12 protein-coding genes are annotated in these 16,434 nt (G+C 65.8%); 5 read left to right on the top strand and 7 right to left on the bottom strand.

Annotated features, from left to right (window positions below):
• Positions 1–581 precede the first annotated feature (581 nt).
• Both ABOZ73_RS08200 and ABOZ73_RS08195 read right to left on the bottom strand, forming a co-directional pair.
• Entirely contained in the window at positions 582–1,979 is a 1,398-nt protein-coding gene (locus tag ABOZ73_RS08200; RefSeq protein ID WP_369062242.1) for a DNA polymerase Y family protein, read from the bottom strand.
• A 40-nt stretch (positions 1,980–2,019) separates the two neighbouring features.
• On the bottom strand, positions 2,020–2,781 hold the full coding sequence (locus ABOZ73_RS08195; protein WP_369062240.1) for an ImuA family protein: 762 nt from the start codon (positions 2,779–2,781) through the stop codon (positions 2,020–2,022).
• Positions 2,782–2,903: 122 nt separating this feature from the next.
• Here ABOZ73_RS08195 and ABOZ73_RS08190 point away from each other — a divergent pair, with 122 nt between their 5' ends.
• Positions 2,904–3,224 carry a hypothetical protein gene (locus tag ABOZ73_RS08190; protein WP_369062238.1) on the top strand — a complete coding sequence of 107 codons (321 nt, stop codon included), beginning with the start codon at positions 2,904–2,906 and terminating at the stop codon, positions 3,222–3,224.
• Positions 3,225–3,579: 355 nt separating this feature from the next.
• Here the strand turns inward: ABOZ73_RS08190 and ABOZ73_RS08185 are convergent, their stop codons facing one another.
• A complete protein-coding gene (locus ABOZ73_RS08185) occupies positions 3,580–3,768 on the bottom strand; it encodes a DUF3606 domain-containing protein (RefSeq protein ID WP_369062236.1) in 189 nt (62 codons plus the stop codon).
• 385 nt (positions 3,769–4,153) lie between these two features.
• Here ABOZ73_RS08185 and ABOZ73_RS08180 point away from each other — a divergent pair, with 385 nt between their 5' ends.
• A complete protein-coding gene (locus tag ABOZ73_RS08180) occupies positions 4,154–5,719 on the top strand; it encodes a sensor histidine kinase (RefSeq protein ID WP_369062234.1) in 1,566 nt (521 codons plus the stop codon).
• A gap of 41 nt (positions 5,720–5,760) precedes the next feature.
• Here ABOZ73_RS08180 and ABOZ73_RS08175 read toward each other — a convergent pair whose 3' ends face one another.
• The 4 genes from ABOZ73_RS08175 to manD all read right to left on the bottom strand — a co-directional run bounded on the left by ABOZ73_RS08175 (position 5,761) and on the right by manD (position 12,267).
• Entirely contained in the window at positions 5,761–6,510 is a 750-nt protein-coding gene (locus tag ABOZ73_RS08175) for an SOS response-associated peptidase (protein ID WP_369062232.1), read from the bottom strand.
• Positions 6,511–6,670: 160 nt separating this feature from the next.
• Complete coding sequence (locus ABOZ73_RS08170; protein ID WP_369062230.1) at positions 6,671–7,828, bottom strand: alginate lyase family protein; 1,158 nt, start codon at positions 7,826–7,828, stop codon at positions 6,671–6,673.
• A 22-nt stretch (positions 7,829–7,850) separates the two neighbouring features.
• Positions 7,851–10,721 (bottom strand): TonB-dependent receptor, encoded by a 2,871-nt coding sequence (locus ABOZ73_RS08165; protein ID WP_369062229.1) that lies wholly within the window; start codon positions 10,719–10,721, stop codon positions 7,851–7,853.
• Positions 10,722–11,019: 298 nt separating this feature from the next.
• Positions 11,020–12,267 carry a D-mannonate dehydratase ManD gene (gene manD / locus ABOZ73_RS08160; protein WP_369062505.1) on the bottom strand — a complete coding sequence of 416 codons (1,248 nt, stop codon included), beginning with the start codon at positions 12,265–12,267 and terminating at the stop codon, positions 11,020–11,022.
• A 167-nt stretch (positions 12,268–12,434) separates the two neighbouring features.
• Between manD and ABOZ73_RS08155 the strand changes: the two genes are divergently transcribed.
• The 3 genes from ABOZ73_RS08155 (at position 12,435) to ABOZ73_RS08145 (ending at position 16,402) form a co-directional block, all read left to right on the top strand.
• Positions 12,435–13,199 (top strand): FadR/GntR family transcriptional regulator, encoded by a 765-nt coding sequence (locus ABOZ73_RS08155; RefSeq protein WP_369062227.1) that lies wholly within the window; start codon positions 12,435–12,437, stop codon positions 13,197–13,199.
• 119 nt (positions 13,200–13,318) lie between these two features.
• Positions 13,319–14,458, top strand: a complete 1,140-nt coding sequence (locus ABOZ73_RS08150; protein ID WP_369062225.1) for a glycoside hydrolase family 105 protein — start codon at positions 13,319–13,321, stop codon at positions 14,456–14,458.
• A gap of 81 nt (positions 14,459–14,539) precedes the next feature.
• Positions 14,540–16,402 carry a hypothetical protein gene (locus ABOZ73_RS08145; RefSeq protein ID WP_369062223.1) on the top strand — a complete coding sequence of 621 codons (1,863 nt, stop codon included), beginning with the start codon at positions 14,540–14,542 and terminating at the stop codon, positions 16,400–16,402.
• The last annotated feature ends 32 nt before the right edge of the window (positions 16,403–16,434 follow it).

Genomic DNA, 16,434 nt, shown 5'->3' with positions numbered 1-16,434 from the left:
CCCTATTGCAGTTGATGTGCATCAACATGCAATCACGGGTGGTATTTATGAGTCAATTATACTTTTATCGAATTTCATTTTTTTCCGAGAGCTTGCATGAACATCTATTCCAGCGCGCAGGCACGTATGCATTATCTCTCCGAGCGCCTTCGAGGACTCTGTTCGCGCTAGACTCTTATTCTTCGCGTAGTCGATCGAGCGTTGCACGACGATGCGATTGGGCTGGCCTTGGGGATAGGGACTTGAAGAACTGATCAAGAATGGGCTGATCCGACCCCGAGCAAATCTAGCCATGCCGCAGACAATACGGCGGTCATCGCTCAGCGCGACGCGGGCGATCGAGACTCGCTCGCCAGTGCCGTCAGCAACGGCGACATATCGTTTGGAGTACTCGAACAGGCGGCGCTGCTCGGGGCTATGGCGGTCGCACCCCGATAGAAGGCATGCCACCGTCATTGCGGCGATCATCGCAAAGCGCATAGGTGAGGGGCCCACAACTGCTGGTGGTTGAGGTTTGCGTGGGGAGCAGCGGATTGCAAGATAAATTCTAGCGAGCTGGTAGGTTTTTGATGACAGATTTACTACGCAAACACACCGTGCATCCACCAACTCAAGTCGCCTGTTTTCGCTAGTTCTCCGTCGCCACGCCGGAAGACCCAGAACCGCTCGCCAGCCTCGTCTTCGAGCTGGAAGTAGTCGCGCACCGCATCGACCTCGCCGTCGCGCCGCCACCATTCCCCGAAGATCCGTTCCGGCCCATCGGCCCTGCGAACCCGGCGCCGTACACCGCGCCAAGTGAACGAGGCTGGAGGCTGGTCCGGCAACAGCGCCATGGCCTCGATCGGCTCGGGATGGGGCAGGAGCCGCGTCGGACGCGGCCACTGGATCGGCCAGGTCTCGCCAGTAGGCGGCGCTGTTGGGGCGAGCTTGCGAAACGATCGCTCCGGCACATCGCTCTGGGCGGGCGCCACGCGATAGAGCCGGCCGGGCCCCAGACGATTGGCCAGCGTGTCGATCAGGTCGGAGACGTCCGGTGCGGGGGCCTGCGTAAGATCGTTGGCCACCGGCTTCCACTCCAGGCGCTCAGTCGCCGGCGCGCCTAGCACCATGGTCTCGACACCAAAGCCCGGATCGACGGTCTCCAGCCTGTCGCAAAGCAGGCGCGTCATGCGCCTTGCGTCGCGCACGGGTCTGGCCATGGCCACCCGGACCGCCTCGATGCGGCTGTCGACCCGGTGGAAATAGAGATCGAGGATGCGCGCGCCGAGGCCCTGCGTCTCCAGGGCCTGGCACAGCGCCTCCACCAACTTGCCGGTATAGCGGGCGAGCGTCTCTGGCGCGCCGATGGGTTCGGCGAAGGCGCGGCGCACATGGATCAATTCCGGCGCGTCGATCGGGTGGATCGGCTCGCCTGTTCGGCCATAAGCCTGGTCCAGCCGGCGAGTGAGCTCAGGCCCGAACCGCAAGGCTAGCGGCGCGCGCGGCTTGGTCTCGATCTCGGCGATCTGGTCGATGCCCATCTTGCCAAGGCCCTCGACCATCTCGGCGCTCAGGCGAAGAGCTCGCGTCGGCAGGTGGGCAATGGCGCGGCCGCTCTCTTCGGACGTCACAATGACCATCGGGTGGGCGACGTAGCGCGCCAGCGCGTGCGCCGAGCCCCAGGTTCCGGAGAGGGCGGCCCGGGCGGCGAAGCCGCTGGCGGCAAGCCGGCGCAGCATGTCGTCGAGCAGGCCAGCCTCGCCACCATAGCGGTGCGATGCGCCGGTGACGTCCAGCACCAGACCGTCGGGCGGATCGGCGGCGACGATTGGCGAGTAAAGCCTCAGCGCCCAAAGAGCGAGGCGGTCGAGCGCTCTTGCATCGTCCGCGGGATCGGCGTCATGCGCGACGAGCTCGGCGCAAAGCGCGCGTGCTTGAGCCGCGGCCATGCCGGGATGGAGACGAAGGGACAGGGCTGCTGCGTTGGCGGCGAGGATCACCCGCTTGCGCGCCCGCGACCCGATGAGCACCAGCGGCGTTTCAGCCGGCGGCGCGCTCTTGCCAAGGCGTTTGCGCAAGCGATCGGTCGGCCAGGTCGGCAGGTAGAGCGAGGCGACCCGTCTCATCACAGGCTTCCAGTTCAAAGTCGGCGCAGTCGCCCGCCTTGCAGCGGATCAGTTCGACAAACCATCGGGCCCGGCCGACCCCGGCGACGGGCAAAGGCGAGGAGGGTAGGGCGGTGACCCGCCACCTCGTGGCCGCCGCCGTCGGTTGGCCAAAGTCGGCGGCGTCGGCCTGGCGTCGCCAGCGGCGAACGGCGAGGCCAAGGGTCTGGCCGGTCTCGGCCGCCAGCTGCAGGCGGCGAGAGGCGGTCATGGACAGGCGGGAGATCTCGCCGACGACAGCCCCCAGGCCGCCGTGACGCAGACCCTCTTCGAAACAGGCCAGCACCGTCTTGTCGTCGCCGGCCTCCACATAGATGACCCGGTCGCTGGAAAGTCCCGCCTGGGCCAAGGAGGGCGCGAAGAGGTCGCGCCGGGTGACGCACCAAAGCACCTGGCCCTGGGTTCTGGCCGCGATGCCTGCTGCAAAGAGCGCTGGCGCTGCGCCATCGACCGCCCCGCACGCTCCGCCCGCCACCTCGTGCAGCGCGTGCGCCGCGAGCCCGCGGGCCGGCAGCCGGCGGTCGACCGCTTCCACCCCGAACGGGATGACGGTCTTGTTCGCACGTCCGCCGGTCTCGAGACGCGCGATATCGGCGCGCAGAGCGGCGAACGCACCATGGGGGTGCGGCTCAAGCATGGACTCCGGAACGGCAGGGGTTACACTCTTGTTCCCCATTTGTTCCGCTTGGGCCGGTTTGGAGTCAATAGGGGCTCTGGACGGGTCGAGGCGTCTGCGACCGAGACTGACGGGCCAAGCCCATGAGCCATCTGCATCTGAAATCGACCCTAAAAAGGCCTCCGGCCAAGCTCCTGCAACGGTTTGAGCTGAAGCAGATCGGCGTCGACACCGTCGAGGACTACCTGAAGAAGGGGTTCTCGCTTGCGATCTGTTGCCGCAGTTGCGATCGCCTCATCGAGTGGACGCCGCCCGACCTTGCGGCCCGGTTCAAGCTGCAGACGCCGATCATGCAGATCGCGTCGCGCCTATCTTGCCGCGGCGAGGGCGGTTGCAAGTCGGACGACGTGGCGGTCTTCCCGCACCTTTACGACCTGCCTTGGCGCTGGGACGCTGATGGATAGCTAGAGGGCGCGCATTATCGCGCGCCGCGTGGAACCTTGGCCATAAACAAGCGTTGCTGTGGGGCGTTGTTCATTGAGCGCACCCGGGCCGTCCGTAATTCATCCCCCTGCGGGCGGCCCATTTCGCCTCCGAGACATTGACGAGGTTCGGGACGGTGCAGCCGAGGCCAGGCACCATTCATCGACGATCTTGGTGAGGGCTTCCGCCGCTACAAGCTCAGGGCGGCGTCGGCGCGGATCGGTCGACACCGAGCCGTAGGCGCTATCGATCTTCAGCGCCCGGCCGTGCAGCGACCAATGTCCGTTCCAGGTCTGCCCCCGATGAGTGATCTTGATGGGCTGCAGCGGCATGACATCAGCCCGCCCGCTGGCCTTGCAAGAACTGCTCGACGTCGGCGGCGCCGTTGCCGACCTGATCGACGGCGCGCTGCAAGGCGTCGCGGTCGACCCCGAACTTGCCGGTCCAGTAGCGGACCTCGTGATCCTCGCCCATGGCGATGAAGCTGCGGTCGGGCTCGCCGACCTTGGTCTTGTCGTCTGACATGGCGTCCTCCTTTTTTAGAGGCGAAGTCAAAAACGGGGGAGATAGTTCCATCGAGCACGGGCCAGTGTCGCGACCGGGCGTGAAGAGCCTCCAAGGCTTCGGACAACTGCGAAGCCAGTTCGCCTTCCCACATCGTCGACCTGTCCGCGAATACGCGGCGCCGGCGCGCTAGGCGGCCGGCCTTTCAAAGCCCGATGGGCCGTGGGCGCCGGGCTAGAACCATGCGAACAGACGCAGCCGAGCCTTGGGAACTTGTGGTCAAGCTCTGAGTTTTCGAGCGGCGTTGTTGGGGGCTTTTCAGATGCTTGGACGAACGACGGGACGTTCGCTGCGCGCGCGCCTGAACATGCTCGTCCTGGCCGTCGCCTTGCCGGCCCTGCTTTCGATGGCCGCCCTGGTCGCGCTGAATGTCGCCGAGGCCCGCAGGTCTCAAGAGCGCGCCTTGTTGGCTGACGCCCGGGCCGTCGCCGCGGCCGTAGACACCGAGCTCGTTCGCAACCTGCAGCTTGCTGACGCGCTAGCCGACTCAGAGGCGGTCTCCGAGCGAGACTGGGTCCGCGCCCGCCAAAGGATTGATCGCGCTGCTCTGGGTCCCGACCGCTGGGTGGCCATCAGCGACGCGACCGGCGCGCGAGTGCTTAACACCTTCGTCGGCCCGCCCTCGCAGACCGGACGTCCTGAGCAGGGGCTGCCGCGACCGCGCAACATCCTGGCGGCGCTTCAGACGGGTCGGCCTTTGGTGTCAGATCTCTTCTGGGGGCCGCGCTCGGGCCGTTATGTGGTCGGGATCGATGCTCCCGCCCGGTATGCTCAGGGCGACGTTGTGGTCTCGCTGGTGATTGATCCTGCGCGATTCCTGCAGGTCACCGCCCGCCAGAAACTTCCACCGCGGGCCATGGTGACGCTCATCGACGGCCAGCGCCGGGTGCTGGCTCGCTCTCGCGATCACCATCGCTACCTCAACGCCTCAGCCACGGCTGAGATGATCGCCGCCATGAAGAAGGGACCCGAAGGCGTTGTGGCTAGTCGCTCCTTGGAGGGCGAGAAGACCATGGTCGCGTACGCTCCGTCACGCGTGGCGGGCTGGACGACCCTGGTGGTCGTGCCGAAGCGGTCACTCATAGGGCCGATCTGGACCAACGTTTTGGGTGTGACGCTTGTCGTCCTCTTGGCCGGAAGCCTGGGCGTTCTTGTGGTCAGCCTGCAGGCCCGTTCCATCTCGCGCGAGCTTGACGCCTTGGAGAATGACGCCAAGGCGGTGGGCCACGGGCAGATCGTCAACGCACGTAGCGGCACGATCGCCAACTTTGATCGCGTTCAAGCGGCGTTGGCTGGCGCTTCGTTCGAACTGGAGCGACGCGAGGCGCGTCAGAAGCTGATGATCAACGAGCTCAATCACCGGGTGAAGAACACCCTGGCGACCGTTCAGGCCTTGGCCATGCAGACGTTCAGGCAGGTCGATGGAGACGCTCGGGCGAAGTTCGAAGAGCGGCTCTCCGCCTTGGGGCAGGCGCACGACCTTCTCACGATCAGCGCTTGGGCGCGGATCGATATCCATGATGTCGTCGGTCGGTGCGCCATTCGTCCCGACAACCAGATCGACCTGGAGGGACCGTCGGTCCTCCTTCCGCCGGAGGCGGCGCTGGCGCTGTGCATGATCATCCACGAGCTTACGACCAACAGCATCAAGTACGGCGCTCTTTCGACCTTGGAGGGCCGTATCGAGGTCCAATGGAGAACGGTCGGTGAGCGAAGGGTGGATTTCCTCTGGCGTGAGACCGGCGGCCCTCGCGTTTCGGCTCCTGAGCGCAAAGGCTTTGGGACGCGATTGATGGACCGGCTGGCGCGTCACGAGCTGAATGGCCGTATCGAACGCATCTACGACCTGGAGGGGCTTGTCGTGCAAGGACGGTTCGAACTGAGTGATCAAAGCCGCTGGGCTGACGTCTGACGTCCAGCAGCGTCTCAAGGATAGCCGCCTGAAAGGTCTGTTTACAGGAGGCGCGCCTGTGAAGGCTGCGCCTCTTCCTTGGCGGGCGCAGCGACGATCTTAAGCGCGCCATCAGGCAACGGACGCTGCAGGTGAGCGACCTCAGCCCAGGGCGCGTCGCTTAGCCAAAGATCGCGCTCGGCCTCGCTGGTGAGGATCACCGGCATGGCCTTGTCGTGATAGGCGCCGACCTCGGCGTTGGCCTCGGTGGTCAGGAAGCCGTAGACGTCGCAGGTGACCTCGCCGTCTTTGATCTTGCGAACGCAGGAGTGAGCCGGCTTCCAGATGCCGGCGAAGAAGGCCAGGGGCCGTTCTTCCGAGAGCGAAAACCAGATCGGCCTCAAGGTGCGGCCGACCTGGTCCGGTTCGCTGAAGGCGGTGAAGGGCACGAGGCAGCGGTGCCCGGGGCCAAGCCACGGCTTCCAATGCGGGCTTGAGGTGTTGCGTACGTTGGTCACGCCCTTGTCCGGCTCCATGCGAAGCAGCTGGGCGAAGTCGACGTCCTGGCCCTTGGCCCGCAGCTTGTCGGCTCGCTTGGAAGCCGCGTCGAACAACGCCTTCTTCGACGACGGCATGCCCCAGACCGCGTCTTGCATCTGGCGCGATCCATCCGCGGCGCGGGTGACGATGGGCGCGGCGTAGTTGGGATAGACCTCCGGCATTGGCGGCTGGTTATTGTTTCGGTCGCCCATAGCGCGAACGATCGCGGCGGCCTCGGCCCGCACCTTCATCATCTCATAGAGGTTGCACATGGGCGTTGCTCCGCTGAGATCGCCGCATCGACCGGCCGCCGTCGCTCGGCGAGAGGGTTTAGCGGACCGGGTCAGTCGCGCAACGACTAGGTTCGCAAGCCGACGCGTTCCAACCCGCAGCCCAAGTGAGGCTGGACCCGCAGGTCAAGGGCGGGGCGTCCTACGAGGCGATCCAAAGTACGGGCTGTCGAATCGGGTAGTTGCGGATGATCTCGTCGTCCACGGGGTCGGCCGGCAGGCTCCGCCAAAGATCAAGATAGGCGGGGCGGTTCAGAGCTAGACCCGCAAACAGCAGGGACGGATGCCTCACGGGCCATCCCTCCCAGGCCTCAACGTCCGGCGCCTTGGGCCAAAGAGATTTGTCCGCGATGAACGGCGCCATATAGGCCACCGCGTCGGCGATGGAGCCGCCGCCAGCCCCCCTGAAGCGCCAAAGGTCGTCGCCTGGCCGCGACAGCAGGTGCGCGCAGGCGGCCAGCACGTCGAGATTGAACAGGCTGTAGCCGAAGGGTTTGGTGCGCGCGAGCTCCAGGGGCTGCGAGCCGTCGGGGGAGATCTGGCCCGGGATCAGGGCCTTGATCCGTCGCCGGGCCAGCTCCAGTTGCTCCGGTCGTCTGGCCAGGCGAGCGAATTGGGCGCACTGCAGCGCCCAGCATGAGCCGTGGTTGTTGACCTGGTCACGCTCGTCGATCCCGTTGGACGAGGTGGTCATCCAGGTCAGATAGCGGTCGAACCAGGCGGGCGCCTCATCGGAGACGATCGCGCCGGGCCGCAGGTCGGCGAGCACGGCGACGGCGCGCGCCACCTCCACCAGATGCAAGGTGTCGATGACGCCGATGCCCCGGCCGGTATTGACGCCGATGATCGCCTGAGCGTGCTCCAGGTGCGGGTTCATTCGGGTCGCCGGGTCGACGAACCAGGCGCGCAGATGGGCCTCTGCGTGGTCGGCGTAGCGCGCCTTGCCCGTCACCGCGAAGGCGGCGGCCAGGGCCGGCGCCTGGACGCCCAGACGGATCAGCGCGTCGCGGTGGGCGGTGAACTTGGCCGGATTGGAGTAGCCGTCACGGCGCACATAGGGACCGCCCGGGCGCGTGGGATCGGGCCACCAGTAGTCGGCTTCCGAATAGTAGTCGTGCGGCCCCCCTGGGCTGCGGGCCGCGCGAGATGCGGTAAGCGTGACGGGCGGCGCGTCCAGATAGCGGTCCGCCGCCCGCACGATGCGGTCATGATCGATCGTGCGAAGGTCGAGCGGCGAGGCCGCCGCCCGCGACGTGGACGCGGCCAGGGCAGCGCCCGCCAGGAACATGCGTCGATCCATGACCGCTCCGGTGAGCATGCGCTTAATAGCGGAAGCGCACGCCGAAGAAGTACTGCGGACCGCTCTCGCTGACCTCGGTGATCGAGTCCTCGCCAGCCTTGTACATGATGTCGCGGGCGCCGGTGACGTTCAGGGCCTGCAGCTTGAGCTGAATGTTGTCGGTCAGGTCGTAATTGGCCGATAGGTTGAGGATGCCCGAGCCGCGCACGGAGCGGTTGGTGCTGCTGTTGGGCTTGGAATAGTCCGAACGGTAGCGATACGAGGCGCGAAGCTGCAGCTTCTCGCCTTCCCAGAACACCGAGCCGTTGACAGTGTGCTTGGAGAGGCCGCGCAGGTTGGCCGCCGCCACGTAGGGGGCCACGGTCGACGGGTCGGGGAACTCGAAGTCGGCCTCGGCGAAGTTGTAGCCCACCGTGGCGCCCAAGCCGTCGAAGGGTTGCGGCAGCATGGTGAAGACGTAGCTGCCGGTGGCCTCGAAGCCATAGAGGGTGCGCGTCTTGGTGTCGTTCGCCGGCGCCACGGCGTTGAACTCGACGAGTTGGCCGTTGGCGATGATCGAGGTGGTGAAAGGCTGCACCGCATCGAAGGCCGCGCCCTTGATCCACTTGTAGTAGGTGGCGAAGGAGAGCGCGCTTTCCGGCGTCAGATAGAACTCCAGGGACGCATCGAGATTCCAGCTCTCCAGCGGCTTGAGCTGCGGATTGCCGGTGGTGGAGTTGGCCAGCGCGCCGGCCACGCTTGTGGCGTTGGCGTCCACGAAGGGCGTGATGCCGACATTGAACTCCTCGATCCCCACCCGCGCGATGGCGCGCGAGCCGGCGAAGCGAAGACGCGTCTTGTCGTTGAGGTCGAAGTTCACATTGAGGCTGGGCAGCCAGTAGTCGTAGTCGCCCTTGCCCTCCACCGTGGTCAGGGTGCCCGGCACGGTGACGACCGTGGCGATCGAGCCGGCCGTGGCGGGGGTCACCGTCACCGCCGAGCGGAAGCCGGTCGATTCAACCTTGGTGGTCACATAACGCAGGCCGACATTGCCGCTGACCGGGATGGCGCCCAGTTCGGAGCGGAACTGGCCCATCAGATAGACGGCGCCGATCTTTTCGGTGACGTCCACGTCCTCGGGGCCGCGGCTGTCGGCCAGGAGCGGCAAGGTTTCCTGGCCCGTGTAGTTGCGGAACAGGCAGCCGGTGTCGAACTGCGCCCACGAACGGATGTTGGTGGAGGACTTGTCGGCGAACTTGCTCGTGGCGAACGGGATGCGGCAGCTTTGGTTGGCGCGCGCGACGATCTGAGCGGCGCTCAAGCCGTCCCTGGCCAGGGGGATGGGCTGATCGGCGTTGTTGTTGGCGTCGTTGGTGCGGTTGTGGTGCGAGTAGCGCACGCCGGCACTCAAGGTGTGGAAGAAGCCCTCGCCCAGGTCGTACTTGCCGTCGATGCGGATGGCGCCGATGTCGTCCTTGCGGTCGGTCACCAGGCGGTAGCGAGCGTAGTTGCTGTTGCTGGCCGGGGTCGCGATCAGGAAGTTGGACGGATTGTTGATGTCGAAGTCGACGAAGGTCACGTCCGGGACCACGTCGTTGGTGCCGTCGAGCGTGTAGGCCACACGACGGCCCGAGCGCATGTTGGCCGCCTTTTGCAGTTCGGTGCGATGGGAGGTGGAGTAGGACAGGTCGCTGGTGAGCGTCAGGCGATCGCCCTTCCAGATCACCTCGAGACCGCCGCCCACATACTCCTCCTCGCGCAGGCGGTCTTCCAGCTGGATCTCCAGATTGGAGTTGCCGGCGTAGCGCATGAGCGCGCCGTTGCTGTAGCCGTTTTCGCCATCGCCGATCAGCAGGGGCTGGATCCCACGGGCCGCCTCGGTGATCGAAAATTGGTTGCGGTTCTCCATGCTGGAGCGCTTGGAGTACTGGCCGTCGAGGACGAAATCGAGCCGGTCGCTGGGGCGCCATTGCAGCGCGCCGATCACCCCGTCGCGCACTTCGCTCGTGTTGATCTGGCGGAAGGTGCGCGAGGTGGTGCCAAAATAGATCGGCGTCTCCGTCACGCCGGCCTGGTTGGCCGCCGACAGGGTCGGCCGCAAGGCGCAGTTGAAGCTCGCGCCGGCGGCCGTCTGTTGCGCCGCCGTGCCGGTGATCAGACCGGGATCGCGCGCGGCGGTGCTGCACGGAATGAAGGCGGAGTTGGTGGTGTAGTAGTCCTCAGGCTGCGCCTGATCCTGATGCTGCCAGCCAAGGGACAGGCCGATGCTGCCGATCCTGGTGTCCCAGCGGTCGGTGCCGGAGATGTTGATGCGGCTGCCAAGGCCGTTGCGGCCATTGATGGCGTCATCCTTGGGCAGATAGACGCCGCGGATCTCGGCCTGCAGGCGAGGGCGCGCCTCCAGCGGGCGAATGGAGCGTAGGTTGATCACCCCGGCGATGCCGCCTTCGGGCATGTCGGCCTGCTGGGTCTTGTAGACCAGCACCCCGTTGACCAGTTCGGAAGGAAACTGCTGGAAGGCCACAGAGCGGTCGGGGCCCGCAGTGGAGACCTCGCGGCCGTTGAAGGTCGAGAAGCTGAGCGTCGGGCCCAGGCCCCGCACCGAAAGCTCGTTGGCGTTGCCCTTGAAGCGGTCGGCCGTGACGCCGGTGATCCGCTCGAGCGTATCGCCGATGGAGTTGTCGGGCAGGGCGCCGATCTCGTCATTGACGATGGCGTCGACGACGGTTTCGGTGTTGCGCTTAGTGGCGATTGAGTTGCGCTGGGTGGCGCGGATGCCGGTGACCACCACCTCCTCAACCTGCTCATTGGCGGCCGAGGGCGCAGCTTCCTGAGCCAGGGCGGAGCCTGGCAGGACGATCGCGGCGGTGGCCAGCAGCATGGCGCGCAGGCGCGCGGTCGAATGGCGGCTCATCTTCAACTCCCCTGGTGCGACCGGTCTGAAGCCGGTCTCGTTTCGATCTTGAAATACATCGATCATGACACCGGTAGCAATAGTGGCCTGACCAAATTTCCCGCGCTTAGCGGCTATTTCGCCGTGGATCGTGATAAAAAGACCAGAGTATTCAGTCGCCTAGGTCGGTAGGGCCGGAACCTCTGGTCACATCGCAGGCCAAGGGTCGAGTAATTGGCCTGTCCGCATTTCTGCGTGCGGGCCAACCTCGTGAAAGGCTGGGTTGTTCCAATTCAGGCGGACCGTGAGGCCCGTCAGGTCACCAGTCGAACATCGTGCCGTCGCGAAGACGGTTCACGGGCAGGTAGGCGCGTCGGTAGGGATGCTTGCCCGCCAAAACTTCGTCGATGTCGACGCCCAGGCCGGGCTTGTCGCCAGGGTGCAGCATGCCGTCCTGGAAGCTGTAGGCGTGGGGGAAGACCGCGTCCGTCTCTTCGGTGTGGCGCATGTATTCCTGCAGGCCGAAGTTGGGGATCGAGAGGTCGAAGTGCAGGGCCGCCGCCATGCAGACCGGCGACAGGTCGGTGGCGCCATGGCAGCCGGTCTTCACATTGTGCATGGCCGCGAAACTGGCGACCTTGCGCAGGTGGCTGATCCCCCCGGCATGGACGACCGTGGCGCGCACGTAGTCGATGAGCTGTTCTTCGATCAGCTGCTTGCAGCTCCAGATCGAGGAGAAGATCTCGCCCACCGCCAGCGGTGTGGTGGTGTGCTGGCGGATCAGGCGGAAGCTGGCCTGGTTTTCAGCCGGGACCGCGTCCTCCAGCCAGAAGAGACGATAAGGCTCCAGATCCTTGCCCAGGCGGCCGGCCTCTATGGGGGTGAGGCGATGGTGCACGTCATGCAGAAGATGCACGTCCCAGCCCAGGACCTCACGCGCCCTTTCGAAGAGCCTTGGGGTGTGGGCCATGTATTGGGGGGTCGACCAGATGTTCTCGGTCGGCATGTCCGCGTCGGCCGGCTCGTAGAACATCTTGTCCCTGGAGACGCCATAGGTGCTGGCCAGGCCAGGCACGCCGGTCTGCAGGCGGATCGCCTTATAGCCCAGGGCCTTGTACTTCACCGCCTCGGCGATGGTCTCGTCGATGGTCTCGCCATTGGCGTGCCCGTAGACGGTCACGCCGGTGCGGCACGCGCCCCCCAGGAGCTGATAGACGGGCAGGCCGGCGGCCTTGCCCTTGATGTCCCAAAGAGCAGTATCGACGGCCGCGATCGCGGTCATGGTCACCGGGCCGCCACGCCAGTAGGCGCCGCGATAGAGGTACTGCCAGATGTCCTCGATCTGATGGGCGTCCCGCCCGATCAGGCAGGGGATCACGTGATCTTCCAGATAGCTGACCACGGCCAGCTCTCGTCCGTTCAGCGTCCCGTCGCCCAGACCGTAGACGCCGTTCGACGTTTCGATCTTGAGGGTCACGAAGTTGCGGCCCGGGCATGTGACGATCACCTTGGCGCCAGTGATGGTCAGCGGCGACGCCAGGGAGCTGATTTCGGACGAGGGGATCATGGCGTTCATCGACAGGCTCGTAAAATTGGTCAGGCCACCAATGCTTGCCTGTCAGGCCGACGTCAAGGGCGAGCTTCGGCGACCCGTGGTCGTTGTGTGCTCGATTTGAGGTCTGTTCAGTGACGCGGGGCCTGACAAGAGACGTCCCGCCGCTGTACAAAGTCAGCATGACCACCACGACCGCCGACGCCAGGAAGCTCTACCAGCAGGTCGCCGACGCCGTGGCGACGGCGATCCGCCGCCAGCGCTACCCGACGGGGGGCCGTCTGCCTTCCGAGCGCGATCTCGCCGAGGAATTCGGCGTGAGCCGGCCCACCATCCGCGAGGCGATGATCGCGCTGGAGATCTGGGGTCTTGTCGAGGCGCGCCATGGCTCGGGCATCTATGTCACCGACGGCGCCAAGAAGGCCGCCGAGGCCGAGCCGGAGCTGGATATCGGCGCCTTCGAGCTGACGGAGGCTCGCCGCCTGGTGGAGGGCGAGGTCTGCGCCCTCGCCGCCACGACCATCAGCGACGAGGAGCTTGGGCAGCTAAGCCAGATCGTAAAGGCCATGATCGCCGAGAACGCCGCCGACGTGGCGGGGGAAAAGGCCGATCGGAGCTTTCATGTCACCATCGCTCAGGCGACCCGCAACGCCGCCCTGGTCGCGGTGGTCGAGGAGCTTTGGGACGTTCGCTATAAGTCGCCTCTTTGCGCCGCCATGCTGGCGCGGGCTCGCGAGGCCGGATCGCGGCCGCTCATCGACGACCACCAGCTGATTCTCGAGGCCCTGCGCAGCCGCGATCCGGTCCGGGCGCGCCAGACCATGCGCGATCATCTTGGCCGCGTGATCGAGGACCTGCTGGCCGCCACCGAGATGGAAGCGCTGCAAAAGGCCCGCAGCGAGACCGCCGCGCGCCGGCATGAACTGGCCCGTCGCGCCTCGATCTGACGCCTGGGGGGTGAAACTGGCCGGACCAATTTTGGCAATCTGTGGCTTTTAGCCGCTTTTGGCTTGACCACCATCGCCGATACCGCACAACTGACGCCAATCATAAGCGGGAGGCGTCCATGAGAAACTGGTTGATCGCAGGTGCGACGATCGCCGTCCTGGCGGCAGGCGCGGCCCAGGCGGCGCCCGCGTCGCAGGAAGCCCCGGTTTCGGCCATGCGCCGGGTGGCCGACTGGCAGTTGGCCCACATGGACAACTTTGACTACATCACAGCCTTCCGTGACCGGGTGGAGGATCCGACCGGTTGGGTGCAGGCGGCGTTCTGGGTCGGCATGACCGAACTTGCCGACCTTGGCGTCGATCCAAAATACGCCGCGGCGATCAAGGCGGTAGGAGCCGACCGCCAGTACGCGCTTGGCCATCGCCCGCTGCATGCCGACGACCACGCCATCGGTCAGACCTGGCTCTGGATCCACGAGCAGACCGGCGATGACGCGGCTTTCGCCAAGATCAAGGCGCGCTTCGACGCCATCCTGGCCGACCCGCCGCAAAACAGCCTGGAGTTCGTCCCGGGCGTGAAGGGCATGGAGTTGGCCTGCCAGCCGCGCTGGTGCTGGAGCGACGCCCTCTTCATGGCGCCGTCGGTCTGGGCGGGCCTCAGCCGCGAAACCGGCGATCCGCGCTACGCCGCCTATGGAGACAAGGAGTTCTGGGCGACCACGGATTATCTCTACGACAAGACCGATCACCTCTATTACCGCGATGGCCGTTTCTTCGAGCGCAAGGGTCCCAAGGGCGAGAAGATCTTCTGGGGTCGGGGCAACGCGTGGGTCTTCGCCGGCATCGTGCGCATGCTCGAAGCCCTGCCCGCCGACCACCCAAGCCGCCCGCGCTACGAGACGCTGATGCGCCAGATGGCCTCGGCCATCGCGCCGCTGCAATCACCGGCGGGCTACTGGCCTGCTTCCTTGCACGGCGGGGCGGGACAGAACCCCGAGACCAGCGCCGCCGGCTTCTTCGTCTACGGTCTGGCCTGGGGTGTGAACCACGGCGTCCTGGACCGCGCCACCTACATGCCGGTCATCGACAAGGGCTGGTCGGCCCTGCTGGCCGCGGTGGAGGCCGACGGCAAGCTGGGCTGGGTGCAGCAGGTGGGCAACGCGCCCGAGCAGGTGAAACGCGAGGACAGCCAGCTTTACGGGGTCGGCGCGTTCCTGCTCGCGGGCTCGGAGATGCGCAAGCTCAAGCCAGCTTCGTAGGCGTTTTCCCAACCACGCGCCGTCACGCCTTAAATGGTCAGGCCAATTGGCCGCTTTGATTTCCTGTCGTCGAGTAATGTCATGTTCAAGCCCGCCCCGCTTTTGATCACCGCCTTGCTGGCCGGCGTGGCCGCCCCCGCCATCGCCGCCCCGCTGTCGCCGCGCGGCGAGGCCTATGCGACCGCCGCGCCCATGAACGCTACCGTCGAGCAGCGCATCATGCCCCAGATCGATTATCTGCTCGGCAAGCTGCTGGCCGAGCGGCGCGACATGACCCTGGACGGGATCAAGGTGTTCGAGGCGGACGACAAGTTCCTGCCCGGCAAGATCGCCATCGGGCTGAGCTATCTTCTCATCGACACGCCGCGCACCGATCCACGCTTCGAGCGCTACCTCGCCGGCTTCCGCGAGATCGCGGACATGACGGTGGAGGACAAGAACGACACCTGGGGCGTCTATTACTACATCCAGGCGCTCCACATGCTCAAAGAGGCCGGCCTTCTCGACGAGGCCGTATCACCCTCAACCCAGGCCAAGCTCAAGGCCAAGCTGGACTGGCGGCGCTTTGTCCGCGCCGACGACCTCACCCTCATCGATCTGCCCAACAACTATTACGGCGTCGCCTTCAGCGTGGCGCGCCTGCGCTACCAGATGGGTTGGGAGGACGCCTCGGCCAGCGAGGCGCTGCTGGCCCGCATGCTGGATCACTATCGCAAGTACTCCGGCGAGTATGGTTTCGCCGACGAGACCGACGGCGATGGCCGCTTCGATCGCTACAGCGTCCTCCTGATCGGCGAGATCGCTCATCGCTTCATCGAAAGCGACATTCCCGCGACGCCCGAGCTGAAGGGCTGGCTGCGCAAGTCGGTGGACATGATGCTGCCGCGCTTCAACCTTTACGGCGAGGGCTTCGAATACGGACGCAGCATCGGGGCCTATGGCGAGACGGCCTTTCTGGAGGTTCTCACCGCCGCCGCCGTTCTCGACGTGCTGACGCCCAAGGAGAAGGAGATGGCCTACGCCTTCTCCTCGCGTATCGCCGCCCGGTACGCCGACTTCTGGTTCAATCCCGCCATGCGCTCGGTCGACATGTGGGAGAACGGACGCCGCACGGACGCCTATCGCGGCAAGCACCGCATTTTGGGCGAGAACCTGAGTCTCGCCCGCCAGTACATCTACACCAGCCGGATCTGGGATCAGCAGGGCTTCCGCAACAAGGCGCCGTCGCCCAGTTTCGCGGCCTGGCTGAAGACCCTGCCCAAGCGTCAAACGACCTGGTTCGCGCGCGCAGAGCACGACCGCCTCGTGGTCACCTTGCGCGAGGGCGATCACGTGATCAGCCTGCCGGTGATCAACGGCGGCGATGGTCAGCACATGCACAGCCCGTACTTCCCCGTTCCGTTCTCGGCAGGGATGCTTTCGGGGGTCGCCGACGGCAAGGCGCCGCATCTGGTCCCGCGCTTCACCCTCGCCGACGGGGCGCAGCTGATGCCTCTGGCCTATTTCAAGGACGCCAAGGTGGCGCCGGCCGGCGCGACCACCACGGTCACCTGGCGCCAGGATCAGATGGATCTGATGGGCGACAAGGGCCCGCGTCCGGACGACCGTCTTGCCGTGGCGACCACCTACGTCTTCAAGCCCGGACGCATCGTGCGCACCGACCGATATACGCCCAAGGCGCCGCTGGCGGTGAGCGCCATCGACCTGGAGCTGGGGACCTACTCATCCGATCCGGCCTGGACGGGGGCGGGCTTTGAGTTTGCGGCCGGCGATGTCACCGGCTTCTCGGTCAAAGGTCTGGACCAGTGCGAGCCGAAGCCCTTCGACAAGGCCGCCGACGCCGGCACGCCGCCGGGGCCGATGCGGACGCGGCTGGTCTGCAAGGCCGGGCCCCGAACACTGTCGGCGCCCTTCAGCATCAGCTGGACGCTCACCTACCGCTAAGACCCCTTGGCGGGCTTTGCGTCTGGCCGCTG

This window comes from Caulobacter sp. 73W, from assembly GCF_041021955.1.
Lineage (GTDB): Bacteria > Pseudomonadota > Alphaproteobacteria > Caulobacterales > Caulobacteraceae > Caulobacter.
The sequence above is the reverse complement of the archived record's forward strand: the minus strand, read 5'-3'. Positions and strand labels throughout refer to the sequence as shown.